The organism is Chitinophaga sp. CF418 (assembly GCF_900142925.1).
GTDB lineage: Bacteria > Bacteroidota > Bacteroidia > Chitinophagales > Chitinophagaceae > Chitinophaga.
In genome coordinates this window covers 304,587-331,551 of record NZ_FRCN01000005.1, presented here as the reverse complement: position 1 = coordinate 331,551, position 26,965 = coordinate 304,587, and the positions used below count along the sequence as shown (strand labels likewise).

17 protein-coding genes and 1 tRNA gene are annotated in these 26,965 nt (G+C 46.4%); 7 read left to right on the top strand and 11 right to left on the bottom strand.

The window, feature by feature from the left end:
* Nucleotides 1–4: 4 nt before the first annotated feature.
* Nucleotides 5–565 (bottom strand): DUF445 domain-containing protein, encoded by a 561-nt coding sequence (locus tag F3I09_RS13715; RefSeq protein WP_149695595.1) that lies wholly within the window; start codon nucleotides 563–565, stop codon nucleotides 5–7.
* A 95-nt stretch (nucleotides 566–660) separates the two neighbouring features.
* Between F3I09_RS13715 and F3I09_RS13710 the strand changes: the two genes are divergently transcribed.
* The 3 genes from F3I09_RS13710 to F3I09_RS13700 all read left to right on the top strand — a co-directional run bounded on the left by F3I09_RS13710 (nucleotide 661) and on the right by F3I09_RS13700 (nucleotide 2,213).
* A tRNA-His gene (locus F3I09_RS13710) sits at nucleotides 661–734 on the top strand.
* Between the two features lie 62 nt (nucleotides 735–796).
* Nucleotides 797–1,411: a hypothetical protein gene (locus F3I09_RS13705; RefSeq protein WP_149695594.1), complete on the top strand. Its 615-nt coding sequence runs from the start codon at nucleotides 797–799 to the stop codon at nucleotides 1,409–1,411.
* Between the two features lie 241 nt (nucleotides 1,412–1,652).
* A complete protein-coding gene (locus F3I09_RS13700; RefSeq protein WP_149695593.1) occupies nucleotides 1,653–2,213 on the top strand; it encodes a nuclear transport factor 2 family protein in 561 nt (186 codons plus the stop codon).
* A gap of 43 nt (nucleotides 2,214–2,256) precedes the next feature.
* Here the strand turns inward: F3I09_RS13700 and F3I09_RS13695 are convergent, their stop codons facing one another.
* Nucleotides 2,257–3,111, bottom strand: coding sequence for an NAD(P)-dependent oxidoreductase (locus F3I09_RS13695; RefSeq protein ID WP_149695592.1), 855 nt, complete (start codon nucleotides 3,109–3,111; stop codon nucleotides 2,257–2,259).
* 92 nt (nucleotides 3,112–3,203) lie between these two features.
* Here F3I09_RS13695 and F3I09_RS13690 point away from each other — a divergent pair, with 92 nt between their 5' ends.
* Nucleotides 3,204–3,506: a DUF1330 domain-containing protein gene (locus F3I09_RS13690; RefSeq protein WP_149695591.1), complete on the top strand. Its 303-nt coding sequence runs from the start codon at nucleotides 3,204–3,206 to the stop codon at nucleotides 3,504–3,506.
* 48 nt (nucleotides 3,507–3,554) lie between these two features.
* Here the strand turns inward: F3I09_RS13690 and F3I09_RS13685 are convergent, their stop codons facing one another.
* Complete coding sequence (locus F3I09_RS13685) at nucleotides 3,555–5,972, bottom strand: ABC transporter permease (RefSeq protein WP_149695590.1); 2,418 nt, start codon at nucleotides 5,970–5,972, stop codon at nucleotides 3,555–3,557.
* Between the two features lie 191 nt (nucleotides 5,973–6,163).
* On the opposite strand from F3I09_RS13685, the gene F3I09_RS13680 reads away from it, so the two are divergent.
* Together F3I09_RS13680 and F3I09_RS13675 are read left to right on the top strand one after the other, a co-directional pair.
* Nucleotides 6,164–6,691, top strand: coding sequence for a class I SAM-dependent methyltransferase (locus tag F3I09_RS13680; RefSeq protein WP_149695589.1), 528 nt, complete (start codon nucleotides 6,164–6,166; stop codon nucleotides 6,689–6,691).
* A 352-nt stretch (nucleotides 6,692–7,043) separates the two neighbouring features.
* On the top strand, nucleotides 7,044–8,174 hold the full coding sequence (locus F3I09_RS13675) for a glycosyltransferase (protein WP_149695588.1): 1,131 nt from the start codon (nucleotides 7,044–7,046) through the stop codon (nucleotides 8,172–8,174).
* Nucleotides 8,175–8,216: 42 nt separating this feature from the next.
* Here the strand turns inward: F3I09_RS13675 and F3I09_RS13670 are convergent, their stop codons facing one another.
* Nucleotides 8,217–8,753, bottom strand: coding sequence for a hypothetical protein (locus tag F3I09_RS13670; protein ID WP_149695587.1), 537 nt, complete (start codon nucleotides 8,751–8,753; stop codon nucleotides 8,217–8,219).
* A 50-nt stretch (nucleotides 8,754–8,803) separates the two neighbouring features.
* Between F3I09_RS13670 and F3I09_RS13665 the strand changes: the two genes are divergently transcribed.
* Complete coding sequence (locus F3I09_RS13665) at nucleotides 8,804–10,843, top strand: heparinase II/III family protein (RefSeq protein WP_188133802.1); 2,040 nt, start codon at nucleotides 8,804–8,806, stop codon at nucleotides 10,841–10,843.
* A 607-nt stretch (nucleotides 10,844–11,450) separates the two neighbouring features.
* On the opposite strand, the gene F3I09_RS13660 is transcribed toward F3I09_RS13665, so the two are convergent.
* The 7 genes from F3I09_RS13660 to F3I09_RS13630 all read right to left on the bottom strand — a co-directional run bounded on the left by F3I09_RS13660 (nucleotide 11,451) and on the right by F3I09_RS13630 (nucleotide 26,798).
* A complete protein-coding gene (locus tag F3I09_RS13660) occupies nucleotides 11,451–12,434 on the bottom strand; it encodes a fatty acid desaturase (RefSeq protein WP_149695585.1) in 984 nt (327 codons plus the stop codon).
* A 252-nt stretch (nucleotides 12,435–12,686) separates the two neighbouring features.
* Nucleotides 12,687–13,610: a PorP/SprF family type IX secretion system membrane protein gene (locus F3I09_RS13655; RefSeq protein ID WP_149695584.1), complete on the bottom strand. Its 924-nt coding sequence runs from the start codon at nucleotides 13,608–13,610 to the stop codon at nucleotides 12,687–12,689.
* A gap of 20 nt (nucleotides 13,611–13,630) precedes the next feature.
* Nucleotides 13,631–22,276 (bottom strand): Ig-like domain-containing protein, encoded by an 8,646-nt coding sequence (locus F3I09_RS13650; protein ID WP_149695583.1) that lies wholly within the window; start codon nucleotides 22,274–22,276, stop codon nucleotides 13,631–13,633.
* A gap of 9 nt (nucleotides 22,277–22,285) precedes the next feature.
* The gene (locus F3I09_RS13645; RefSeq protein ID WP_149695582.1) at nucleotides 22,286–23,449 is read right to left on the bottom strand and encodes an ABC transporter substrate-binding protein; all 1,164 of its coding nucleotides are present in this window, start codon (nucleotides 23,447–23,449) and stop codon (nucleotides 22,286–22,288) included.
* 9 nt (nucleotides 23,450–23,458) lie between these two features.
* On the bottom strand, nucleotides 23,459–24,052 hold the full coding sequence (locus F3I09_RS13640) for a phage tail protein (protein WP_149695581.1): 594 nt from the start codon (nucleotides 24,050–24,052) through the stop codon (nucleotides 23,459–23,461).
* 27 nt (nucleotides 24,053–24,079) lie between these two features.
* Nucleotides 24,080–25,270, bottom strand: coding sequence for a Gfo/Idh/MocA family protein (locus F3I09_RS13635; RefSeq protein WP_149695580.1), 1,191 nt, complete (start codon nucleotides 25,268–25,270; stop codon nucleotides 24,080–24,082).
* A 235-nt stretch (nucleotides 25,271–25,505) separates the two neighbouring features.
* Nucleotides 25,506–26,798 (bottom strand): right-handed parallel beta-helix repeat-containing protein, encoded by a 1,293-nt coding sequence (locus F3I09_RS13630; protein ID WP_223233236.1) that lies wholly within the window; start codon nucleotides 26,796–26,798, stop codon nucleotides 25,506–25,508.
* Between the last annotated feature and the right edge of the window lie 167 nt (nucleotides 26,799–26,965).

Sequence of the window (26,965 nt, the reverse complement as noted above, 5' to 3'; positions counted from 1 at the left end):
ATGGTCAGTTATTGTGGTGTAGGGCAATCCACAGCTGCACCAGTCCTATGAGAAAACCGATAGCGGCCCCTCCCAATTCAGCCAGGCGTAGTTCCCGACCCAGTGAAACAGTGATCAGCTTTTTTAACTGGTCAGCAGAAAGGGTGCTTATTTTCCGGCTGACAATAGCCCGGACATCCAGTTCGTTTTGTGCACGCTGAAGGTATTGATCGATAATTTCCGGGAACATATTATCCAGTTCTGTGACCAGTACTTTCTTTACCTGCTGAATGGTGCTGTCGCCGATAAACATTTTGAAAACGGGCATGGCTTCTGGTAGTTTTTCCCGTAGGAAAGTATCCATATGCGCTTCTACCACGGGGATCATACTTTTAATTTTTTCCGGGTCCGCGAGTTGCTGACGGACGTCGTCAAAAGAAAATAGCTGTGTAGCGACAAATTCTCCGGTTTGATCTGCCAGTTGCTGCTGACGTCCCGAAAAGGAGCGGAGCAGGAAAAAGATGGTTATTTTGTTTGTCAGCCAGCCTATAAGCGCTGCTAGAAAAGGAATGATATATAATGACATAAAGCGATGATTAAAAAAAGTAAGCAAAGAAATGAGAAAAAATTTGGAAATTAAAAACGCATTTTGTTATCTTTGCATCCCAATCAAAACAAACGGTGGTTGTAGCTCAGTTGGTTAGAGCATCAGATTGTGGTTCTGAGGGTCGAGGGTTCGAAACCCTTCAATCACCCAAAATACAAAAGGCGACTCGAAAGTGTCGCCTTTTTTTGTGTCCCTATGCTGCTATTGCCTATGCTGACCAGAGAAGAAATCAAAGCCCATTATTATAAGATATTCCTGGACGAAGAACTATCCCGTCTAGGTTTTATGAATAGCCTTGTCGGTATCAAACCCAGGATTGAAAATACCGCCAGTTATTTAAACCCTGCCATCGCTGGTTTTCCTAGCAATACGACAAGCCGTGTGTTCCATGAAAGTTTTCTTTACAGAGTACAGCTCTTCTTAGTTGTAGGAGTGCCAGTCATTGCCATAATTGGTTTTATTTTTCAGGTAGGCGAGGAGCGCCCCTTATGGTTAAATATATTTGCCGGATTGCTGATGCTGCCGGCCCTTGTTATATCCTGGCGGAAAACAATGGAAAGGAAGGAACACAGACGGCTGGAAATTTCTGCAGTTGGTATATCAATAGGACGCAGGCATTTCCCCTGGATGAACATCGTGGGTACGATGATGTTACGCAGGATAGGTAAGCATGGTAAGCCTGAGAAATACAAACTTGTGTTGTTACTGGATAGTGGGGAAATTATTCGGCATGATCTTGAATATTACGAGTCATTCTTGTCTCATTCCCGGAAAGATATCAGTGTGGCGATAGAACATTTCAAAAGCAAAGTACCTGGCTGGTAGGTATAATATTTTTTCCATTTCTCAACTAATTTCAGTAGATTCACTTTGTCTAACATGCTACTATACATGTGATTGTGAACGGGAATTCTTCAAGTTACTCCAAAAAAATAATCTGTCGGGAACAGTGATCTGACGCACAGGAAACGCTCACTTATCTGGCTGTAAGCATTTGCGCACCATTTACATCAACAAGCAAATAAACCAAAACAATCGTTTCAGTTATCTTTAAACTCCATCACAAATGAAAACGTTCGTTTCTATTACATTTCTCATTTTGCTCGTTACTGCCTGTAACAACCCTGGAAAAAAAGCTGAAAGTATGTCCGGCGATAGTTCAAAAGCAACGATGGAATCATCATCAGACGAAGCGAATTATCCGTATACGCTGGACAAGCCTTATAAAAATTGGAAGCCGGGGGATAAGAAACATACCCAGACTGTGTTAAAGATGCTGAAAGCATGGGAAACAAAAAATGCAGCGGAATGTGCTTCCTACTTTGGAGACAGCCTGGAATTGGCCCTGGATTATTATCATAAAGTAGTACCGCATGACAGCCTGATAACGATGCTGGAACATTCATGGGCAGATTTCGCCAGTGTAAACATAAAGATGGATGACTGGGAATCTGTTATATCCGATGATAAGAAAGATGAATGGGTAACAGTGTGGTATAAGCAAACCTGGACTGATAAAAAAGGTAAAATGGATTCCATGGCTGTTGTTGACGACGCTAAGATCAAGGATGGAAAGATCGTGATATTTGATGAAAAGATCCGACACTATCCAACCCCTAAAAAATAACACATAGTAAACCGGGATTGCATGCAATCCCGGTTTGTTTATATTACTTCGTGGCAGCATCTTTCCCTATCACCGTCCAGTCATCACCGCCATGCCCCTTTGCTATCCATTTATCCATTTCTGCCGCTATAGCAGGAATTACGGCCAATGTGGTTCCTCCCTGTGCCGCCGCCTCTATGAACAGCTGTGTATCTTTTCTGGCCATATTTAACTCCCATGAAGGCTGATCATATTTTCCTCCGGCTACTCTTTGTAATCTGGCTGCTAAAAATGCACCGGGATTCCAGGAATCAAACAGGGTATTCAGATCTTCCAAAGGTATATGCAATGCTTTCGCCAGCGAGAGCGTATCTGCAATGCCTGCTGTGAAAGTTACCAGGAAGAGATTACCTATGAGCTTCATACCAGCAGCTTTACCTTCTTCCGCGCCGAAATTAAGCACCTTGCCTGTCATTTGTGAAAGCACGGGCTCCAGTTGACTGATGACGGTCTGGTCGCCGGATACCAGCATATAACCCGTACTTTCGAGTGCATTCTGAGGACCCATAAAAACGGGGGCATGCAAATATGTAAAACCTTGTTCCTTCCACTCACGGGTCCGTTGGATCGCTCCCGCGGCAGAGGTTGTGGTATGATCGATAATGATGGCACCCGGCTTCAATCCTTTGCGGGCTGATGCCAATACTTCGTTTACTGCAGCATCATCTTTTAAGGTAAGATGAATGATATCTGCTCCCTTTACAGCATCTGCAACATCCGCAAATGCTTTGGCACCCTCAGCTTCCAATGCGGAGGCCTTTGCCGCGGTACGGTTCCATACCTGCACCTGTGTTCCTTTTTTGAGGAGTGCTTTTGCAAAGTTGGCTCCTAATAGTCCGATACCTAAAAATGCTACCATGGGTTTACGTTATTTGTATAAAAATACTACTAGTCCCTTATTTCGAAAAGTGTAAATTAAGGAGGAAATGTTGTCGTATTAAAGCTATTCTTATGATATATATTACCCAGTTGATCTACATCCATGAAGGACAGGAGCATACCTTCCACCAATTTGAGGACGTTGCCATACCACTTATAGCGAAGTATAACGGGAAATTATTACTACGTCTCCGGCCGTCTGCCGGCCAGTACATTGCAGGGGAGCTGGAAATACCCTATGAAGTACACCTGGTTAGTTTTCCCGGTGAGGAAGAGTTTAATGCATTCAAGCTTGATAAGGAGAGAGAGAAATTCTTACATCTTAAAGATGCAGCAGTAAAGAAGATGTTGTTAGTGCAGGGGAGTGCTTTATGATGTTTTAATAATTTGCAGGCGGTCCATACAGGCCGCCTGCAAATCTTATTATTCCGTTCTTAGTGCTTTCACAGGATTCATCATCGCTGCTTTCATTGCCAGCAGGCTCACCGTAAGGAAAGCAGTTACTACAGCTAGTATTCCTGCCATCGCTATCATCCACCACTGAATGGTAATCCTGTACGCATATCCCTGCAGCCATTCCTGCATCGCCCACCATATTACAGGTGTAGCAATCAGTATTGCTACCAGTACAAGTTTGATGAAATCCGAAGAAAGTAACTGTACAATGTTGGTCACCGATGCGCCCAGTACTTTTCGCACCCCGATCTCCTTTACACGTTGTTCAGTAGCATAGGTAGCCAGTCCGAAGAGGCCAAGACAGGCAATGAAGATCGTCAGTCCTGCAAAGGCTGCGAATAATTCTCCAAAGCGGGCATCCTGTTTATATTGCCGGTTAAAAGACTCATCCAGGAAGCTATACAGGAATGGACGGTGTGGCGCAACTGTGCTCCATGTTTGTTCCAGCTCCTTTATCGTCTTTTGCAAATGATCTGTTTTTATGCGGAGGGATAACTTGTTCTGTGCCTGCGGAGGAGCCATCCTCATGGCCAGTGGTTCCACCTTTTTATGCAATGACTGATAGTTGAAATTCTTGGTCACGCCAATCACAATACCTTTACGTCCCCACTGCTCAAAGCGTTTACCCACGATCTCTTCAGTGTTCGAATAACCATACTGTTTAGCGGCCGCTTCATTGATGATGAGGGCTTCTTTAGCGTCTGTAGGAAAATCGCGGGAATAAGCTCTGCCTGCAGCCATTTTTATTTCGTAGGCGGGTATGAAATCATAGTCGATCTCATACATGCCAGGCACTTCTGCTTTCATGTCCCCGTTACGCGATTCTATAAAAGTGGTACCATTAGGGTAGAAGTCGCCAGGTACAGCCCTGGATGCAGTAATAGACTGCACCGCCGGGTTTTTTGCCAGTATCGCTTTAATAGTTTCAAAGGACTCGTTCACTTTTTGATCGCCGCCATAATCGATCACCAGCATCTGGTCCTGGCGGAAGCCAAGAGAATGTGACCGCAGGTGCCTGAGCTGTGAATGGACTATCATGGTGCCGGCAATAAGCGCTATGGATAAACTGAATTGTACTATTACCAGCGCCTTCCTTAGTGCGATGCCCTTGTTTGAAGAGCGGAATTGCCCTTTCAGCACCTCTACAGGCCTGAATCGCGCCAGCACCCAGGCTGGGTAACCGCCTGCAAGCAGGCCCAGTATAAAAGGCATCAGTAGAAGCGCAGGAGTGATCTTCCAGGAGAGCAGCAGCGAATGGGTGAGGGGCTTACCGGATATTTCCCGGATAGCTGGTAATGCTAATATGGTGAATACAATAGCCAGCAATACGGCTGAAAATGAGATAAGGATAGACTCAGTCAGGAACTGGTATATCAGCCCTTGCTGATACGCGCCTACCGCTTTTCTTACGCCTACTTCCCTGGCTCTTTCCATAGAACGTGCTGTAGAGAGGTTCACGAAATTGATACAGGCGATAAGTAGTACAAAAATGGCGATGATCGAAAAGATATATACATTCGACAGGCTCCCGGTAGGCCCCGGCTGCCGCTGGGCCTTAGAGTGCAGATATGCTGCTGATAATGGTTCAAATGCTATGGTATAAATACTGCGATCACTTTGGGGATAATGACGTGATGTAAATTCCGGAATCTTTGCCTCCAGCGTTTTAATATCTGTATGTTCCGGTATGAGAAAGTAAGTATAGAAATCAATATACCCCCATTCATCGAAGATCTCTGCTCTCCAATTCCTGAAGGTACTCATGGAAACCAGGCCATTGAAACTCAGATGTGAATTAGCTGGAACATCCTCTATCACACCTGTTACTGTGAATGTCTCCTGATTATCCACGCGCAGTGTCTGTCCCAGAGGGTTCTGATTGCCGAAATATTTCTGTGCAACACTCTTCGTCAACACAACGCTGTTAGGCGCCACGAGCGCGACTTTAGGATTGCCGGCCAGCATCTTCCAGCTAAAGACATCAAACACTGTTGAATCGGTGAATACGAACCCCTCTTCCTGGAAACGCCGTTCACCATGTTCCAGCAGGAAGGTATTCGGACTTGTGAACCGTACTATTTTCTTTATCTCCGGAAAATCTGCAGCCAGTGTGGGCGCTACAGGTGCATTGCCCCATACCTGGTAATCTTCCGGGGCAGGAGATGAGTTCCTGTCAACATCCTTTGGATTGCGGTATGCGTGCAGTACCCGGTATATTTTATCGAAATTGGTATTATATCGGTCATATGATAACTCATCTTGTACATATAACGTGATCAGTATGCAGCAGGTAATGCCTATTGCGAGACCAGTGATATTGATCGCAGAATAGGCCTTTTTCCTTAACATGTTGCGCCAGGCAATTTTGAGATAATTTTTCAGCATAAAGAGAGCATTATAGCGGTAAGCTTAGTGGTCGGAGGATAAGGTACAAAAAGATTGCCATTCACGGGTATCCGCTACAGTGGCTGATTTTTAATTGTCTGGCCGGCTCAGGTTGTCCACATGCGCACGTTATACTGGCCGGAAACGGACAGGTGAAGCAGGAGGGGAAAATTTACCTACCTTGCACCGCTATGAGAACGGAGGATGCTATTCAGTTTATCAGACATAAGGAACTGTCAATTTCTGGCCCTTCTAACTGGGCAGACCTGGGATGTGGTGCAGGAACCTTTACTACTGCACTTGCACATTATTTGGAACCGGGTAGTGTGATACATGCGGTGGATCAAAAATTAGCTGCCGGTCTGCATATACCCGTACCGGCTGGAATACAGGTAAAGACACTGGAGCTGGATTTTGTGAAAGATGAATGGCCCTTTGCACAATTGGACGGTATTGTATTGGGAAATGCACTGCATTATGTCAGAGACCAATCTGCCTTCATAGAGAAACTGAAAAGATATCTGAAACCGGAAGGAAAACTGCTGATTGTCGAATACAATACAGACCGGCCTGTGCCTACCTGGGTACCTTATCCACTGAGCTATCATTCCCTGGAAAAACTCTTTAAAACACATGGTTACAACCATATTGAGATGATAGGAGAAAGACCTTCCGTATATGGTAATGCAAACCTGTATACGGCGATTATCAGAAAATGACTCCTGTTTCAATAGCTGTGATAACTTACTGGTTTCAGTAAATAGTGATATACATATCCGGATTAATATGTTGCCCTGCAGACATCTGTGGAAAAAAAAGAAACATATTTTTTTAAATAAATAATAATTCCTTCCCATCCGTAAAAGGGTACTTCTCTTTTCGTTGCCGCTTCATTTTTCATGACCTTACTTATTTAAGGCCCCTGAACGGACGTTCGTACGTCCGCCAACTTTCTATTATTCAGTATGTTACATTAACTTATACCCAATATATTCTTAAAGCAGGATGAGCATTACTCGAAATAACGTTAGGATGATTTCCCATTTTATTAACCAGTAAGAACATTATACCTTGAAACTAATTTTTCTCTGTGGTTCACTGGAGCCTGGTCTGGATGGTGTGGGCGATTATTCAAGACGGCTGGCATGTGAGTTGATCCGGAAATCGCACGAGGTAGCAATCATAGCCCTTAAAGACAGGGTAAGCGCTTCCCTGTATAATGGTCTTCAAAGTAGCAATGGTATTGAAGTACCTGTTCTTCGTATACCCGCATCAATGGATGAAAAGGAACGCTTTTCCCATGCTGGCAACTATATCAGGAAATTTGGCCCTGAATGGGTTAGCCTGCAATATGTACCCTTCTCTTTTGAGAAAAGAGGACTCCCTTTTTCATTCGGCAAACATCTGAAAAGTTTAGGCAGCAATATCAAATGGCATTTCATGTTCCATGAGCTCTGGGTGGGGCTTCACGGATATAGCAGTTTTAAACTGAAGATGCTGGGCCTGATGCAAAAGGTGATCATCAAACAAATGCTGGCAGCTATCAATCCTGAATCTGTTACAACTTCCATTGGTATTTATAAAAAGAACCTGGGGTGGAAAGAGGTGAACCTTATTCCCCTGTTCAGTAACATTTCGGTGGCAGGTATGCCGCAGGAAGATACACGGAATCCGGACAACCTGACAGCCATTCATTTTGGCTGTTTTACAGGAGCGTTGGACGATTATAAACGGCAGGTCGATTTTCTGACAGCTATAGGAGAGAAGACAGGTAAAACCGTATGCCTGGAGATCATCGGCAATGGCGGACATTATAAAGAAAAGGCCCTTGATATTTCCCGGCATGCTTTCGGTGAAGAGAATGTAATAGATCGTGGTTTCCTGCCGGAAGAATCCATTTCCAATCATTTACTCAGAGCCGATATCGGCATTTCACGGGCAGACTATACGCTGTTCGGGAAGAGCGGTTCTGCAATGGCAATGCTGGAACACGGGCTCCCTTTGTTGCTGAGAGGACCGCGGCCAAAGGAAGACATTATGGGTAATAACTTTCCATTTAAGGAACAACTGGTATACCCTGATGACCCTTCGAAGGAATTTGCAAAGAAAGACCCGGTCTATTTTATCGGTGAGGTTTCCGATATTTTTATGGAAAGCCTTTCTGAGAAAGAACATGGTCAACTTGTACTAATAACCAGATAGATAAAAAAGGCGTTCGCGAAAGCGGAACGCCTTTTTCATTCATCACTTAATGGCCTTGAAAAATGAAACATTCCCTGCCATGTCAACCTTAACAATCATTAGTTCACTGTTCTTTCTTAGTTCTACGAAATAGTTATCGGCGTCATCAAATGCCATGTCAAACAATGTCATATCCGTTTCATTGGCTTCGTTGTCATCGTACAGGAATACTCTTTCTGCATTGTAGTCGCCGTATTTTTTCTGAATGGTGTGCTGTGCATTTTCAGGCAAATCAGCAAATGTCTTTGTTTCCGTTGTGCCGACGAGGTTACTATGAATATCATAGTAAGCCCTCATGTCTTTTTGACCCATTGTAAAAGCTACTTCCTCGAAATAGTTTGTTTTCTCGAAGCGTATATTGGTTGCTCCGGGGAAATCTTCATAGAACTGGTTCTTTGTAAAAATGCTCACCTCTGCGTTGTTTTCCCTACGTATTTCCTTTCTCTCCGCTTTTGTTTTTTTACCTTCGTCCTGAGTATGTGCAAATGTTATGTTAACTGACATAAGCAATACGCCTGCTGCAAAAAAAATCTTTTTCATGACTCATTTGTTTAGTGTTTTTTTGAGAATGTGATACAAAGGTATCAGCATTGAAGACACTACTTTTTTTGGAATCGGTCAACAGGCGTTTCCTGTCGGTAAGGAAGGATGACCTGTTGATAAGTGAATCATCAGTAATGACAAATATTATTTCATCCCTGTTACTGCTGATATCATTGAGTATGATATCTGTTCAGACAACAGCACAGACGCCCCGTAACCTGTTAAGCAGATTTTCCCGGCAGGAGATTGCCGGCGCCCTACAACCTCCTGGTCAATGGCATCCTTTCCCGGTAAGCACCGCAGAATGGCAGAAGGTATTGCCTGACTCCGTTCGTCAGAGTATCATCAGGCAGGCGGAAGTATACCAGAAGATCCCCTTTGTGGCTATTCCAGCCACCATGATGATGGAATACCAGCAAAACGGCGATCGCTCACACTATGAAGAAGTCTCTTTCAGGAAAAGGGACCAGTTGTTTACAATGGCGGTAGCTGAGTCTATAGAACAGAAAGGCCGTTTCCTGAACGCTGTCATAAATGGTATCTGGTCTTTATGTGAAGAAAGTTACTGGGGTACACCGGGACACCTATACCTGCAGAAAGCAGGTATAGATCTGGCTGATGTGGAAGATCCTGCTGTAGATCTGTTTGTAAGTGAAACCGCCGCTGTGCTTGCCCTTACTGATTATCTGCTGGGTAAGCAACTGGACGCGTATTCTATACTGTTACGTAAGCGTATTTACTATGAGGTGAACAGAAGAATGCTTGTGCCGCTGGAGAAAGACAGCGACAGATATTTCTATCTGAAGAAGGGCACCAAGGAGTATCCTATCAACAACTGGAATCCCTGGGTGATCAGTAACTGGATGACCAGCCTGCTTCTATTGGAAAAGACCCCTGAACGCCGGATCAATGAGCTGGAGCATGCGTTACACCTGCTCGATCATTACATCAATTTTATCGGAGATGATGGCGCTATAGATGAGGGACCTGTTTACTGGTCAGGCGCTACTGGTAGACTGTTCGATGCTCTCACCATCCTGGAAAGCGCTACCGGTGGTAAACTGACGATCTACGATGCACCCATTATAACGAACATGGCGGCTTATATCTATAAAATGCATATTGCCGGCAGTTACTATATCAACGTTGCAGATGCTTCGCCGGTGATCAGTACCGATGGTTTGCTGCTGTACCGCATGGGACGGGCCCTGCGGGATACCACGCTAACGAGTTTTGGCGCCTGGGCTTTTCACCGGTATCCTGTAAGAACACCCATCTCCGGAGATTTCGCCAAACCCAGGATGCTTTTCAATATGCAGGCCTGGACGGACTGCAGCAACAGCAAGGGACTAGCACCCGCAATCCCGGACGTATGGCTGGAAAGTATCCAGTTAATGGCGGCCAGGACAGATAGGGGATTATTTGTAGCCTCTCACGGCGGACATAATGGTGAAAGCCATAACCATAATGATGTGGGGGATTTCATCGTATATGCCTCCGGGCAGCCTGTTATCATAGATGTAGGGCTGGGCACGTATACAGCAAAAACCTTCTCAAAGGAGCGATACCAGCTCTGGTATAACAGCTCAGCTTATCATAATCTACCAACCATAAACGGAGTACAGCAGAACGCAGGCAGGAAATTCAGCGCCAGGGAGGTACAATACCTGAAAGACGGTAATAATGTTACCCTGCACATGGATATTGCGGGTGCATATGCACCGGAGGCCGGGGTAAGCCAATGGAAGCGGGACGTAAAAATGGACCGGCAACAGAACAGGGTAACCATTACAGATGATTTTGTCCTGAATGCTCCTGCCACAACGCTGACACAGACCTTTATGACTGTCTGCCCGGTAGATTTACAACAAGGGGCGATCCGCTTCAATATACCTGGGGAACGACCGGTGCTGTTGGAATATGATGCGGATATCTGGAATGTTAAAAAGGAGCAAATAGATTGTAATGCTCCGGACGAAAAGCGGCTGGCGGATAATTGGCCCCACAAGCAGATCACGCGGCTGCTATTGCAACGTAAAGAGAGTGTAAGCAGCGGACGCCATGAGTTTATAATACGGCAGTTATAGGGTGTAAACGGGGCTACAAACATGCAACCCCTAACGGGGTTGATTGGTGTTTTGTTGTGATTACCGGAATCCCCAGGGTTGCCACCCTGGGCTACAAACACGGCAACCCCTAACGGGGTTGATTGGTGTTTTGTTGTGATTATCGGAATCCCCAGGGGTGATAACCCTGGGCTACAAACACGGCAACCCCTAACGGGGTTGATTGGTGTTTTGTTGTGGTTACCGGAATCCCCGGGGTTGTCACCCTGGGCTACAAACACGGCAGCCCCTAACGGGGTTGATTGGCGTTTTGTTGTGGTTACCGGAATCCCCAGGGTTGTCACCCTGGGCTACAAACACGGCAACCCCTAACGGGGTTGATTGGTGTTTTGTTGTGGTTACCGGAATCCCCGGGGTGATAACCCTGGGCGTCATGAATTTATCCCCCAGATCCGAATGTTTATAGCCCTGGGGGAAATCCCGGGAACCGGATGTTTATAACCTCATGGGGGAATCCCGGGACCGGGATATTTGTAGCCGGCGTATGGATAAAATCCCCAGATGATATTCCCATAAAAGAAGGACGGCCTGTTAAAGACCGTCCTTCTTTTATGACGAAAAATCATTTTTAAGCTGCTGCTGTCTCTGTTTCCTTGGCAATTTTCACTTTTTCCTTTCTTAGTACGCGGGAATAAAGTGACAATTTCGGGTCGAAAATGAAGGTGAAGAACAGCTTGGTCCACGATGCGTGCGACAGTAATGTATCATAGAAAGCAGGTGCTTTACTTTTGATCTGTGGCAATTTATTCCATGGAATGGATGGAAAATCGTGGTGTTCGTTGTGATAACCTACGTTAAAGGCTACTGTGTTCAGCGGGCCATAGTAACTGTAAGTTTCCTGGATTGGATCCAGGGTCAGATAGTGTTCCTGTATCCAGCGGGCGCCCAATGGGTGAAGGCCTACTGAGAAGAAGAAACTGATCAACATATAGAGCAGGGCTTTAGGGCCGATGAAGGCTACGATGGCCACGTCGAAAGCAATCTGTACGATCCAGTTCACCACGATCCAGCGGTCCAGCAGGGAAATATTCAACCTGGCGGTGCGGCAGATCTGGAAAACAGGGAAGAAAAGGAACCACAGCATCTTTTTTATCGGATTGTTGCTTACCAGTGCAGCCTCCCAGAAATCCGGCAGGTCAGCATCCAGTTCATGTTCTCCCTGGTGGGCATGGTGCTTCAGGTGATAGCGCTGGAAAGAAACTGAGCTGGGAAATATATGCGGCCAGTTTGCGATCATGCCTGCAAATAGGTTCGGTGTTTTGCCTTTAAATATGAGTCCATGGGCAGTCTCGTGGATCATTACCCACAAAGCATGGCTGATAAAGGCGCCTACGGCGTAGGCTACCAGGAAGATCAACCACCAGGAGGCATCACGTAACCAGAAAGAAAGACCAACCTGCGCTGCTACCAGGCCGATGATCATATAAATCGTATAGGGGTTTTTCCCTATAAGTTCCTTTACCTCAGGATGTTGTTTCAGGATCTGCCTTACTCTAACATGATGTGGGTTCGGCTCATTACTCCACGTGAAGTCAGTCGGTTTGTTACTCATATTTTACGGTGTAAATCTTAGTTTGAAAAGGCTTCATAGCATATCCCCGGGGAATTCCCCTTGCTGTGTTCGCATACTAATTACCTGATAATCTGTACAAATTGGTGAAAATATTTCAGAATAGGTATAGATTTTCAAATTCACCGGCTAAAATTAAGATTTTTTTATAAATCTGACTGGATGATAATGATCATAAAAAAAGAGCCTGCCCAGGAATGACCCGGACAGGCTCTCACTTTTTATTCAATCTTACTATCTGAACAGGTGGACGGTAGCGCCTATTTCGTAGGTGCCGTCAACATAGGTCTTGATGCCTCCCGTCTGGGTGGTATACATTGCCTGTATGCCTACCGTTTTCAGGATATTCACGCCAATACCAGCCGTTACGCTTTTTGTGGTATGGTACATCGCCATTACGTTGGCAACATCATTCAGGATAGAGACGTTAACGCCTGCATCGAGAATATTGTCAAAACCACGTACACCACGGTAACAGATCTTAGGCTCTATGGAAGTGATCGCTTCATTCACGGCAAATCTGTAGGAAGCTGCCGTAAAGAAGATGCCACCGCCGTCTGCTTCCTTGTCATCTCCGGTAAAGAGACTTCTTACGTTGGGCAGGGATGCCTGTATGGTCAGTTTTGTATCTGTGTATGCCATGCCGTACTCTGCTTCGAAGTAATTATCCCGGCGGTTGAATGCACTTACGGAAGGGTCATTCGGATCGCCATTCAGGTTCTTATAATCGATGCGTTGTACGTTCCATGCCAGCGACAGACCGAAGTGCAGCTGCTGGTCAGGATTGGTCAGCGGCAGGTGATAGGCATAGGTGAGGGCAACACGTGTCCTGTTGATCAGACCCGCTACATCATTGAAGATGTGTAAGCCTGTGCCCACCCTGTTACCTACGGCATAGTCGGCAGAGAAGAACTTTGTGATCGGAGCACCTTCGATGCCATTCCACTGATTGCGGTAAGCGGCATTCAGGTGCAGCCCTTTTTCGAGCCCGGCCATAGCAGGGTTTGCCAGGTACTGGTTCTGGAAGTACTGGGTGCCGGATGGCTCCAGTAAGGCCTTTGCATTACTGAGCGATTGGGCACTGACCTGGTTGTTAATGCCAGCAGCCAATAAAAGGCTGCTGACAATGAACGAACGTATATTTAGTTTTTTGCTCATAATAAATAGTTGTTACCGGATTAATTTCTGTCCCTGATGATCGTGATATAACCTTTCGCTGTTTTCGCACCACCTTCGATCGTTAAGATGTAGTAGTAAGTGCCTTCAGCCAGCGGGCTGCCATTCATAGTACCATCCCAGTCATTGCTGTAATTCCTGCGGGTATATACAAGACGGCCTGCGCGGTCGAAGATCTTCACTTCATTATTAGGATAGCTATCCAGGTTACGGATCACCCATTTATCATTCTTACCATCACCGTTTGGTGTCAGGAGATTCACCGCATCTACTTTGAAGTCTGCCACTACTGAGACTGTGAAGTCGGCAGTATTGGTACAGCCAGCGTCGTTGCTTGCGGTAACATGATAAGTAGTGTTCTGCATTGGCCTTACTTCCAGTACGGCGCTCTGCTGACCACTGATGATGCCATCGGCATTATCCCACTGGTAGTGAGTTCCACCTGTTGCGGAGAGGTGTACAATATCTCCTTTGGAGACGCTGTTGCCTTTATCGCTGGTGATAGTGATGGCACCCAGGGTAGCCACTTCAATATTGAAGGAGCGGCGTAATGTATCGATACCACCGTTTGCAGTACCACCATTATCCTTGATGGTAACAGTTACTGCGGATGTACCGGTTGCGCTGGTCTTCAGCTGGTAGGTGATGAGACCTGCCGCGCTTACGCTCAGCTTATCGAAGCTGGCTGCTTTGTCAGTGATGATGGTAAAGCCATAAGTCTGACCTGGTTCTACCGCAGAGGCACCTGACAGCTGGATGGTGTGTTCCTGACCGTCCGGACAGATCGTTACGTTGTTGATCGCGTCGAGGGTTGGCGCCTGGTTCACTAATATCACCTTCACTGTTACCGGTACGGCAGTGCTGGTGTTCAATCCGTCGCTGACAGTGATAGTCAGGGTAACGGTGGTGCTCACCTTGGCGTTCAGCTTAGCCTGATCTGCCACCAGGATGTTACCATTGGCATCTATTGAGAAGGCGCCGTTGGAATCATCGGATGTGATGGCCCAGTTCTGGAAGATGCCTGATGCATCAGTAGCGGTTACCTTACCCACCTGTGTACCTACTGCGCTTCTTTCCAGGATATCGAATGACAGACCGCCATCGATAACTGGTGCAGTTGCGTCGTAAGTAACTGTCAGTATGTTGGATGCTGTGTTGCCGTTAGACACTATGTTCTGTGCCTGAGCGGCTGGCAGCTGGATAGTAACAGCACCGTCTGCAGCTGGTGTTACCGTTAATGTGTAAGTGATGTTGTCTGTTGTCTGCAGGTTGCTGGCGGTACCGTTGGTTACGGTGAAGTCGCCTGCTGCCAGACCGGTTACTGCTTCGTTGAAGACAGTGGTTACTGTAAACGGAGCGTTCACACGGGTAGCAGCGGTAGTAGACAATTGTACGGATGGAGAACCTGTATGAACAAATACGCCGGAAGTATTGGCAACATTGTTCAGTGTGAGGTTCGCATCGTTCGTAGCGTCATCTTTAATGGTGCTGCCATTTAAGTTGAGCGTTGCACCCAATGCGATGCCATCCAGATCCATATCCCCTGGTTGTACTGTGTAGCTGAATGACAGGCTGTTCGCAGTAGCGACAGTGTAAGCAGCTCTCACAGTACCTGAGCCAAGGACAACATTAAGATAAGGAGCACCGCCTGCGGTGTTGAGGTTGATGTTTTCATTGAAGAATACAATGAAGTTCATTACATCACCTGCTTTATAGTAACCATTGAGAGGCACAGCTACACCATTTACTACAGGCGCGGTAGCGTCATAAGTAAAGTTGAGTGTGTTGGAAGGCGTGTTAGAATTGCCTCCAATATTTACAACGGCATTAGCTGGCACCTGTATGCTTACAGCGCCATCGGCAGTTGGTGTTACGGTAAGGGTGAAAGTGATGTTGTCTGGAGATGACAGACCGGAAACTGTACCGTTGGTGACAGAGAAATCACTTGCGGTCAGTATTGTCACTGCTTCACTGAAGGTCGCTGTTACGGTGAACGGCGCGTTGATCAGTGCGTTGGCAGTAGAGGACAGTATTACGCTTGGATTGGTAGTGTTTACCCTTACACCGGTAGTATTAGGGATATTATTCAGTGTCAGTACCGCGTCGTTGGTAGCAGCATCTTTTATTGTAGCGCCATTCAGCACCAGTGTACCTACTGTGATACCATCCATATCCAGGTCGCCGTTTACCACGGTATAGCTGAACTGAAGGGTTGTAGTGTTACCGGCATTGTAGCTCGCATTGACCGTGGTTGTACCAATAGTGAGTGTAATGTAAGGTGTACCGCCTGTTGTATTCAGGATGATATCCTCATTGAAATGAACATTAAACTTCAGAACCTCTCCGACTGTGTAATATTTGTCATTTGGTACCCCTACGGTTATAACAGTTGGTCCGGTGATATCATAAGTGATGCTTACAGTATTGGAGGCAGTATTGCCATTGTCGCCAATATTTACTGCAGCATCTGCCGGTACATTTACGCTCACTGCACCTTCCGTGGTTGGTATAACCTGTAAGGTGTAAGTGATATTGTCTGATGTACTCAGGGTGCCAGCTGTACCATTTGTAATCGCTATGTCACCGGAAGTAAGGCCGGTTACCGCTTCACTGAAAGTGATGGTAGTAGTGAACGGAATGTTTACCCTGGCAGGTGCCGTAGTGCTTACAGTTACTGTCGGGTGAGCGGTGTTCACAAATACGTTGGATGTATTGCCAACATTATTCAGTGTTAACACTACATTGTTGGTAGCAACATCTTTTATTGTCGCGCCATTCAGTGCCAGTGTACCCACTGTGATACCATCCATATCCATATCGCCATCCTGTACGGTGTAACTGAAGTTTAATGCATTTGTACCGTTAGTACCGGTATAAGCTGCATCGACAGTTTCAGTACCGATGGTGATACCCAGTTTTGGTGTACCGCCGGTGGTATTGACGATGATGTTCTCGTCGAAAGTAACTGTGAAGTTCAGCGTTGTGCCTGCTTTGTAGTATCCGTTTGCAGGAACTGCTACAGATGTAACCACCGGAGCGGTACCATCATATGTATTAATTACGGTGTTGGAAGCAGTATTGCCATTGGCGCCAATATTTACTGCTGCATCTGCTGGTACGCTGATGCTTACAACGCCGTCGGCGGCAGGAGTAACCAATACGGTATAAGTGATATTGTCGGTGGTTTGCAGGTTGCTGACTGTTGCATTAACAGCTGTAACATCGCCGGTAGTGAAGCCTGTTACTGCTTCGCTGAAGGTGACAGTTACAGTGTATGGAACATTCACTATCGCAGGTGCTACCATAGACAGTGTTACTATCGGATGTTGTGTATTGACAAATACGTTTGCGGTATTACCCACATTGTTTAATGTCAACACTGCATTGTTATTGGCAGCATCTTTAATGGTACTACCGTTTAACAGGAGGTTACCTACCTGGATGCCGTCCATATCCATATCACCGTTCACCACAGTATAGCTGAAGTTCAGCGCATCTGTGCCGGAAGTGCCGGTATAGGCAGCATTTACAGTTGACGTACCAATGATAAGGCTCAGCTGAGGATTACCACCTGTAGTGTTCAACGTGATATTCTCACTGAAATGAACAGTGAAGTTCAGTGTGGTACCCGCATTGTAATAACCGTTAACCGGTACATCTACTGCTGTTACTGCAGGAGGAGCAGCATCATAGAGGCGGGATAAGGTATTGGAAGCTGTGTTGCCATTAGCACCAATGTTCTCAGCCACATCTGCCGCTATGTTCAGTGTCACTGTACCGTCGGCAGGTGGTGTAACCAGTACGGTGTAAGTGATGTTATCTGAAGTAGACAGGTTGCTGAGGCTTGCGTTGGTCGCTGTGATGTCGCCGATCACAAAGTTGGATACTGCCTCACTGAAAGTGATCGTAGCCGTATATGGCGTATTCACAATGGCTGGCGCAGCAGAAGTGATGGCTACGGAAGGATGTGCGGTATTTACGAACACCCCTGTAGTTGGCGCTATGTTATTCAGCGTCAGGTTGGCATTGTTGGTAGCAGCATCCCTGATAGTTGCCCCATTTAAATTCAGGGCATTTACGGTGATACCGTCCATGTCCATATCGCCGTTCACGACGGTATAGCTGAATGTCGCGTTAGTACCTGAGGTGCCTGTGTAAGCGGCCTGCACCGGAATAGTACCAATAGTAACACGCAGGGAAGGTGTACCACCTGTAGTATTCAGGATGATGTTCTCACTGAAATTAACAGTGAAGTTGAGGGTTTCACCCGCTCTGTAGTACTTATTGGCAGGTACTGCTACGGATGTAACCGTTGGAGCGGTAGCATCATATACGAGGCTCAGTGTATTGGAAGCCGTGTTGCCATTGTCGCCGATATTCACTGCTGCATCTGCTGGTAAGCTGATGCTTACAGGTCCGTCTGCGGTAGGCGTAACCAGTATGTCGTAAGTGATATTATCTGCCGTGATCGGAGCGCCGATTGTTGCATTCACCACGTTATAATCACCTCCAGTCAGGCCAGTCACTGCTTCGCTGAAGGTAGCTGTCACCATAAATGGCGCATTAGTTGGCGTGGCCGCAGCGGTAGACAATACTACTGTCGGGATGGATGTATTAACCCGTACGCCTGTGGTGTTGCCGACATTATTCAGTGTCAGGTCTGCGTTGTTGGTAGCATCATCTTTAAGCGTAGCACCGTTTAAGGCCAGGCTGGTTATTACGATACCGTCCATATCCATATCGCCGCTCTGTACAGTGTAACTGAAGTTCAGTCCGTTTGTACCGTTAGTACCGGTATAGGTTGCGTTGACAGTTGCTGCACCGATGGTGAGACCCAGTGTAGGATTACCTCCTGTAGTATTCAGCGTGATGTTCTCGCTGAAACGAACGATAAAGTCGAGCGTGGTACCTGCTTTGTAGTACCCGTTTGCAGGAACTGCTACAGCTGTAACCGTTGGAACGGTACCATCATAAGTATTGTTCAGCGTGTTGGAAACAGTATTGTCATTGTCGCCGATATTTACTGCAGCACCTGCTGGTAAGCTGATGCTTACAGGACCGTCGGCGGTAGGAGTAACCAGTACAGTATAAGTGATATTATTTGTAGTAGCCGGGGTACCTACTGTTGCATTCGTTACATTGAAGTCAGCCGCAGCCAGGCCAGTTACAGCTTCGCTGAAGGTGACGGTCACTGTATATGGAACATTTACTATCGCAGGTGCTGCGGTAGACAGTGTTACTGACGGATGCTGTGTATTGACAAATACACCTGTGGTATTACCCACGTTATTCAATGTCAGCACTGCATTGTTATTGGCAACGTCTTTAATGGTGCTGCCGTTTAACAGGAGGGCGCTTACCTGAATACCATTCATATCCATATCGCCATTCTGCACTGTGTAGCTGAAGTTCAGCGCATCTGTGCCGGAAGTACCATTATAGGTAGCATTTACAGTTGATGAACCAATGGTCAGACTCAGCGTGGGACTGCCACCACTTGTATTCAGCGTAATGTTCTCACTGAAATGAACAGTGAAGTCCATTATAGTAGCTGCTTTATAGTAACCGTTGGCCGGCACATCTACTGCTGTTACTGAAGGTGGAGCAATATCATAGATGCGGGACAGTGTATTGGAAGCACTGTTGCCATTCGCCGCAATATTCTCAGCTACATCTGCCGCTATATTCAGTGTCACTATACCGTCGGTAGTCGGTGTAACCAGTACGGTATAAGTGATATTGTCTGAAGTATTCAGGCTGCTGAGGCTTGCGTTGCTTGTTGTGATGTCGCCGATCACGAAGTTGGATACTGCCTCACTGAAAGTGATAGTAGCCGTATACGGCGCATTCACAATAGCTGGTGCAGCAGTAGCTATTACTACGGAAGGATGTGCTGTATTTACAAACACCCCTGTAGTTGGCGCTACGTTGTTCAGCGTCAGGTCGGCATTGTTGGTAGCCGCATCTTTCAGCGTTGCACCGTTTAATGTCAGGGTATTTACGGTGATACCATCCATGTCCATATCTCCGTTCACCACTGTATAGCTGAATGTCAGCGCGTTAGTACCTGAGGTGCCGGTGTAGGTGGCTTGTACCGGGATAGCACCAATGGTAAGGCGCAGGGAAGGTGTACCGCTTGCTGTATTCAGTATAATATTCTCACTGAAATTAACAGTAAAGTCGAGCGTTTCACCTGCTCTGTAATACTTATTAGCAGGTACTGCTACAGACGTAACCGTTGGAGCGGTAGCATCATAAGTATAAGAGATGGTGTTGGAAGGAGTGTTAGGGTTTCCACCAATATTAACAACAGCATTCCCTGGCAGGCTGATATTCCTGGTGCCATCAGAAGAAGGTGTCATTAATACGGTGTAAGTGATGTTATCAGTAGTGCTCAGTGAGCTTACTGTTGTATTCAATACGTTGAAATCACTTACACTAAGGCCGGTCACCGCTTCGCTGAAGGTAGCTGTAACGGTAAATGGCGCATTGGTTGGCATAGCCGTAGCAGTAGATAATGTTACTGACGGTATGGATGTATTTACCCGTACATTGGTGGTAGAAGCAACGTTCTGCAATGTGGTAGATGCATCGTTACCCAGTGCATCTTTAATAAAGCCGCTGTTGTTCTGTACCAGTGGTTGTACGGTGATACCGTCCATGTCCATTTCACCCGGCTGTACGGTATAACTGAATACCAGGTCAGTTGTGCCACTGCCGCTGATATAAGGTACCTGTACTGCATTAAGACCAATGATAAGATTGATATAAGGGGTACCTGCAGCGGTGGTTACAAATGCAGGTTCATTGTATTTTACTGTGAACTGCAGTGTCTGACCTGCCCTGTAGTATCCATTTGCGGGAACACTTACGCTGGTTATAACCGGTCCATTAGTATCAACCAGCCATGTGAAACTGGCCGGGCTGCCGTCAATATTGCCGGCAGGATCGATGGCTCTTACTGAGAAAGTATGAGAGCCGTCTGCCAGGCCGGTGAATGTAACCGGTGAAGTGACAGGCGTATATGCGGCACCATCCAGGCTACCCTCGAAGGTAGATCCCGCCTCATTGGAGGTGAAAGTGAAAGTAGCGCTTGATGAGGTGCTAGGATTCGTAGGATTGCCTGTTATTGTCGTGTTAGGAGCCGTCAGGTCTAACGTGATGTTATCACTGTACACTGAGATGTTACCCGCCGCATCTTTCAGTCGCATGTCTACCGTTCTCGTACCTTCAGTTGAAGGTAGTACCAGTGCTTTGGTCGTTGCAAATGCTTCATAGGCTGTGTAAGCACCGCCGTCGATAGAGAAAGCCATTTGCAATGGAGTGCTTGCATCACTACCTGTAAGGGTCAATGTTACATTCGGATTGTTGGTCACAGTTGCACCACCATTGATGACTATTGAACCGGTAGGTGCAGTTTTGTCGATAGTATATACTGCGCCGGTATAAGGAGCATTGGCAACCGGAGGGGTGATGCCTGTTCCGTTAACGTTCAGCCCGATGGTACCGGAACCTGTGCCGGTGTTGACAGTCACGGTATAGGTAGTACCGCTGCCTGTTACACTCGCGATAGATGCGCTGGAGACACCGGAGGGAACGAGGGTGAATGCACTCGTAGTTACACCAGCGGCAGAGCCACTGAAGGTAACAGTGTAAGTAACAGATGTTGCATTCGTAGGATTGGCTGCAGCACGTACAACGCTTAAAACGTTGATGTTGGGAGGGGCTAATTTAACAACCTCCGGTGCTGAACCGTTACTGTTTGCAAAGATATTTCCATTAGGCATGACAACCAATCCATATGGATGGGCATTGACGTCATAGCTAAGTTGATTATAGATTACCTGTCCTGTCTGGGTAGGATCAGTGTATTTTACGATCTGTGCAACATTGGCAGTTGCTGTAGCTTCATTTATATACAGATTATCTGAGGCATCTACTGCCAGCGCTGTAAATCCTCTACCGGTGGCTATCTGAGTGGCCACAAATCCAGGAGCGGTCAGCTTAATGAGGCGGCCTCCGGAATTTTCAAGAAAGTCTGTCAGGAAAATATTCCCATGGGAATCGGTCACGAGACCAGCGGGATAGGTACTTGACAATCCCGAAGGTAAAGTGAGCCCGTTCCAAACAACTGTACCTGCGAGCTGTTCCGCACCGAAGGGGTATCTAACCACCTGGTAACTACTACCACCATCCCATTCTACTGAGAGCAGGTTGTTGGATTGGTCTGTTGCCAAAGCGGAATAGTAGCTGCCGGAATGGATAACAGTGGGACTGTTGTTGTTCGGAGCCGGCAGTTTAATAATCTCCCATCCATCAGCACTATTCAGGCTGGTCACAAAGACATCACCTAAAGAGTTGACAGCAAGTCCGATGGGAGGAACCCCATTGTCTTGTTGCAAATTGCTGTAAAGGATTTGGGGAGTACCTGTACCGTTCGTGTATTTCACCAATTCATAGGCGGTGCCGGCCGCATTGGCGCGCACGACGAACAGGTTGCCACTCTGGTCTTTGGCCATGGCAGAATACAAACTACGCCCCGTTTCCAGAGACGTCTTCGTATACTGCGCAAAGCCTTTGAAGCCAGCTAGCATGAAGAAAAGTATCAGCAGGATCCTGCTGATACCTCGGGTAAATGTGTCATTCATATAAAACTGTTAAATGCAGAGAAAAGGGTTTTGCCAACCGGATACAGATTCGTTATGAATCATCTCAAATTCCTTCACATCATAGCGCATGCCTGCTCCCTGATCAAGAATTAATTTGTTTATTTTATTACCAGTTGTGCTGATCTTTAGAATATTCGCTGAAGGCAGGGCAAATCCTGAAGCGGGGTAAAAATTCTTTTGTCCTCTGGGGCCATCTATCACGCCAGTACGGAGTTGCTGTTTAACTGTATCCCAGTCTTTTTTTCTGGCATGCGGTAACAATTCCCTCCACATCAGGCCGGCTTCATATCCCATCAAAGCAAAGATATTGGCCGGCTGTTTAGCCATGCTTTCGAACTTTTTTACAAATTGTTGATTCACCTTATTCTGGTCTTCGCGCATCCACATCATGGATGTATAGATTTCCAGGTCTACATGTTTAATATCTTCCAGTATATCATCATATGCCATCGTTTCGTTGATCAGCAGCGGGATTTTTTTATGAAAGCCGCTTTGTATCCATTTTTCAAGGAAACGTGTACCCATGCTACCAGCGAAGATGGCATGGACATATGGTGGGGCATCTTTGGCGATCTTTGTAAACAGTTCGTCCAGCTCCATTTTCTTTGGATCTTTCTCATCAAATGGCAATACCGTCATACTTACCTGCCTGCTGCCTGCCGCTGTAATGCCTTCTCTGAATGCACTATGCAGGTGGTAACCTGCTTCATAGGCCGGCATGATCATATGACCTCCATCCCCGAAATGGCTGTGGGCCCACTTTCCCAATGCATACTGCGACTGCCATAATTGGTTCGACGCATAGAATACATCAGGACTGAGGTAGGGGAAGTGAGGAATATACTCGCCCATATCAAAGAAGAAAGCCGGTCTTTTCGTATTCTCCACCAGGGGGATAATATCGGGTGCTACTTTATAGCTGATCAGACCAGACAGTATATCGACATTATTAAAGAAAAGCAGTTTACGGGCAGCTTCGACAGAAGCACCAGCGCCTCCCATATGGGTATACTCTGATGAAAATTGCACTGTTCTTTGCCGCACGGGATCTAATCCCATACCCAGCAGCCAACCTGTAACCAGGTGGGCAGAATAGGCAGGATATACACCGGAATAGGGAGTAAGGAACCCAATAGAAAGCGCTGATTGCATATAAGTTCGTTAGTTACGGCTAGGGAATACACCCTCGGTGGCGATGATATAGTTCATACCAAGGTAAGGGTTCATGATGCTGAATGGCTGACTGCCACCTGCAATACCTACATTCACGGTACCAGTCACATTAGTGGTAGGCGCCAGGAAAGTAGTGCTGTCAGGAACCGCATAACCTTTAACCTGCTGTGCGGTCGGACCAGCACCGAAAGTAGGCAGTACAGCCGGTACTACGGTAGAGCTGGGAGTGTTAGTAGTAGCGGCAGCTGCACTGGCAGCCTGTGATACTGACGCTGATGCAATAGTACCAGTGTGATTGTGCGCTGGCATATTGGTGATCAGCAGGGTAGTGGTAGGTGTACCAGATATTTCACCCAGGTTAATGTTAGGTAGTCCGGGGCCTTGTCCGGTACCCAGTGGGAAACGGCCTCTGAGGTCAGGCAGCGCGAAAGTGGTCTGTCCGTTACCACCGTATGTAGTACCTAACAGAGAGAACAGGGCGGTATTCTGAGCAATGCTAAGAATCTGACCCCAGCAAAGTGCCCAACCCCTGGGCGCGAAGTTTCCGGCAAATAGAATGATCGATGCAAGAAGTGGATCCATAGTTCCAGTTTTAATGTAGTGTTTAATTTATATAATCGGGTTTCTAAACTTTGGGAATTGCACAGTTGCTCCGTTCCGTTGTGCAGAAAGTGCGGCCATTGGCGTTATAATGCTGTTGGTAGCAGCCGCATATACAGACAGCTCATCGCGCTGTTGCATGACACCTACAAATTCCTGCAGGGCCATTGCATAGCTATTACCTTCTTCTACCTGTTTGTAACGTGGCAGGTCAGTCTGCTGTGCATATTGATTGATGTAAGGTTTACCTGGTTCCCAGACCTGGTTAACAGGGTTATTTTCTTCAATGTAAATGCAGTTGAAGAGGTCTACCCACGAGCCATTACTACCGTTCACGTGGAAGCCAGTGGAAACAGGTTGCGTTTTTCCGGCATCCATTTGCAGCCATACCTTTTGTCCCTGTTGGGTGGTGAGGCAAATGGAATTTACATCTCCGGAAGTAAAGAACAAACGTGTATGTTCCTTCCCTGGAAGAGGTTTGTTGATCACGTATTGCTGCTTTTGCTGTACTACCTGCAGGGATACATATGTATTCTCTTTCAGGTCAAGCATCCTGGCAACTGCTGCTGCAGGATAAACAGGGTAGGACTGGGCCTCCTTGTCTTGTTCTGCCGGCAATACATGAGGACTGGCTCCAGCGTGTATGGATTGCAGTTTTCCGAAAATGCCCTCCTGTGCCATATTGTTAATAGCCAGCAGGTCGGGGCGGTAACTGTGTTCGTCCAACGTAAAGTACTGGCAACGCGTTTGCTCACTGATACGAACAATGTCCTGGTGCTCTTCAAGTGTAGTCCCCATTACTGAGCCACAGGCTACATGTTTACCGGCGAGCATCGCTGCTTTCGCAATACTGTAGTGCTGGTGCCAGGGAGCCGCAATAATAACGGCGTCAATGTCCTGGCGGGCGAGTAAAGTCTGGTAATTGTCCTGATAAATGTCCGGATGTTGGCGACCCGCCTGACTGAATAAGTCAAGGCTTTGGCTAATTGCTGCCGAATTGGTCTCAGAAATTGCTCTTACATCCAGATCTTTGTGTTGGAGTGCTTGCTTCAGGTACTGCTGTCCCCACATGCCAGTACCAATGAAGGCGATACGAAACTTCGACCCTTTCCCAGCCGTCAGATAGGACGGGAAAAAGGTAAGTACAGGGGATAAAATAGCGGCATTCTTTAAGAAATGCCTTCTGCTCTGTATATGCATAAGGAAAGATTCCTAAGTTTGGTATCTTATGACACGATAAAGTAGGCTCCAAAAAACAGATGTAAAGTCGTCCCCTCTAAAAGACAGAAATATTACGTTATGGTCGTGTGGTTTTCAAAAGATCAGGGTTAAAACTCGAATACAAAAAATGCTGAACAAAGATATATCTCTTTTTTTTTAGTAAGCAAATATTTTTTTAATGGATATTTAACATTATATGAAGTGGGTTCGCAGTCTATTTTCTTCTATAACCGGCATTTCCTATGGATGAGCCTTGTTGGGGACGATAGTATTCTGCCGTATTCACGCGGGCTTCCAGCGGGGTCTGAAACTTCTTGTTCTCTTCGTTTCCTGTACCCTCTATGGCGTCTCCGCCTTCTTCCACATAGATATAGTTCCTGATGTTGACACCATGGCCGCCATTGGGTGCTATTAAGGCATTGGCATTAACAATCTGTTTGCCTTTCATACCCGTATAACCGTTAATACGCAGGCTGTTACCTTTGGTACAGGCTACGGTATTGTTAGTAATGCGCACGATGGCATTGTCGGTGCCTCTCATACTGATACCATCACCCTGGTTATCTGCAAATAGATTATTACTAATGGTGTGGCCTGACCTGTTTTCTCCCGAACCATAGAACTGACAGAATTCTCCCCAGCCATCATGTACATAGTTATCATGTGTGTTGGTATTGGTGGTGCGGCCACCAATAAGAATGCCACCGTTGTGTGCAGCGTTGCGCTGTGTACCCCATTGGGTGACTTCATTGTTGAAGATCTCCAGTCCGTCAATAGCAGCTGTTTGTATGCCATCCAGACCAATATTGCTGATGAGATTATTGTAGATCTTCACGTTCTGCCATTTGGCAGGTTGTATATAATCGTGACCGGGAGTGAATTTTGAAGGAGAACCATAATAAGGCTGATTAAGCGTATGGTCCCAGTAGGTAGCTGTATGGCCAATATACATGGCTTCATTCTTTGTACCGGTAATGGTCAGGTCATGTATCTGCAGGTTACGGATCACGAGGTTGGGATAAACGGTGTTGGGATCTCCCTTTACAGGTTCGGTCTTCGCTACGATACCATTTCCGCCGTTCATGATGGTTAGAAAACAGATCTCCATGTTATCCGTCCTATTGCCTATATGCAGATCCTGATACGCCTCCCTGGCTGCCTGCGTAGAGCCGTTGATCACGATCATATTCCTGTCTGACTGACTGCCAAAACGGATATAATGGCAATTGGAGAACTCACAGGCTGAGGAATTACCGCCTCCGTTCCAGTCAGGCTCGCCGATCTTCACAACAGTATTGCGGTAGTTACGGATGATAATAGGTTTGGCAGCAGTGCCGCTCATATTGAAGATGAAGATTGACTTAAAGTTACCTTTGAGGTTCAGTATATCTCCGGGACGGTAGGTGTTCCTTGAATTGTCAATATTGAGCCTGCCCCGGGGATCGGCCACCAGGGTATATTCTCTTGCAGACGCCTCAACGGTATCTGTCAGGCCGGAAAAATGCATATCACTACCTGGGGTTAGTCTGATTTCTGAGGAGTAACTAACAACCAAATATAAAAGGGCTGCTACTATCATGCTACAATCGTGAGATGTCCAAGATAGCTTAATTTTTAATCCTGCAAAGCTGCTGCTATTGAAAAAAAAGTATTTTCTCTGTACCATTTTGAGTA

Excerpts from the sequence above, each read along its gene's own strand:
- F3I09_RS13680 (WP_149695589.1), top strand. The coding sequence starts at position 6,164 with ATGAGAACGGAGGATGCTATTCAGTTTATCAGACATAAGGAACTGTCA.
- F3I09_RS13655 (WP_149695584.1), bottom strand. The coding sequence starts at position 13,610 with ATGAGCAAAAAACTAAATATACGTTCGTTCATTGTCAGCAGCCTTTTA.
- F3I09_RS13690 (WP_149695591.1), top strand. The coding sequence starts at position 3,204 with ATGATATATATTACCCAGTTGATCTACATCCATGAAGGACAGGAGCAT.
- F3I09_RS13635 (WP_149695580.1), bottom strand. The coding sequence starts at position 25,270 with ATGCATATACAGAGCAGAAGGCATTTCTTAAAGAATGCCGCTATTTTA.
- F3I09_RS13670 (WP_149695587.1), bottom strand. The coding sequence starts at position 8,753 with ATGAAAAAGATTTTTTTTGCAGCAGGCGTATTGCTTATGTCAGTTAAC.
- F3I09_RS13630 (WP_223233236.1), bottom strand. The coding sequence starts at position 26,798 with ATGCATTTTTCCGGCCTGACAGATACCGTTGAGGCGTCTGCAAGAGAA.
- F3I09_RS13695 (WP_149695592.1), bottom strand. The coding sequence starts at position 3,111 with ATGGTAGCATTTTTAGGTATCGGACTATTAGGAGCCAACTTTGCAAAA.
- F3I09_RS13685 (WP_149695590.1), bottom strand. The coding sequence starts at position 5,972 with ATGCTGAAAAATTATCTCAAAATTGCCTGGCGCAACATGTTAAGGAAA.
- F3I09_RS13645 (WP_149695582.1), bottom strand. The coding sequence starts at position 23,449 with ATGCAATCAGCGCTTTCTATTGGGTTCCTTACTCCCTATTCCGGTGTA.
- F3I09_RS13650 (WP_149695583.1), bottom strand. The coding sequence starts at position 22,276 with ATGAATGACACATTTACCCGAGGTATCAGCAGGATCCTGCTGATACTT.
- F3I09_RS13715 (WP_149695595.1), bottom strand. The coding sequence starts at position 565 with ATGTCATTATATATCATTCCTTTTCTAGCAGCGCTTATAGGCTGGCTG.
- F3I09_RS13700 (WP_149695593.1), top strand. The coding sequence starts at position 1,653 with ATGAAAACGTTCGTTTCTATTACATTTCTCATTTTGCTCGTTACTGCC.
- F3I09_RS13640 (WP_149695581.1), bottom strand. The coding sequence starts at position 24,052 with ATGGATCCACTTCTTGCATCGATCATTCTATTTGCCGGAAACTTCGCG.
- F3I09_RS13660 (WP_149695585.1), bottom strand. The coding sequence starts at position 12,434 with ATGAGTAACAAACCGACTGACTTCACGTGGAGTAATGAGCCGAACCCA.
- F3I09_RS13705 (WP_149695594.1), top strand. The coding sequence starts at position 797 with ATGCTGACCAGAGAAGAAATCAAAGCCCATTATTATAAGATATTCCTG.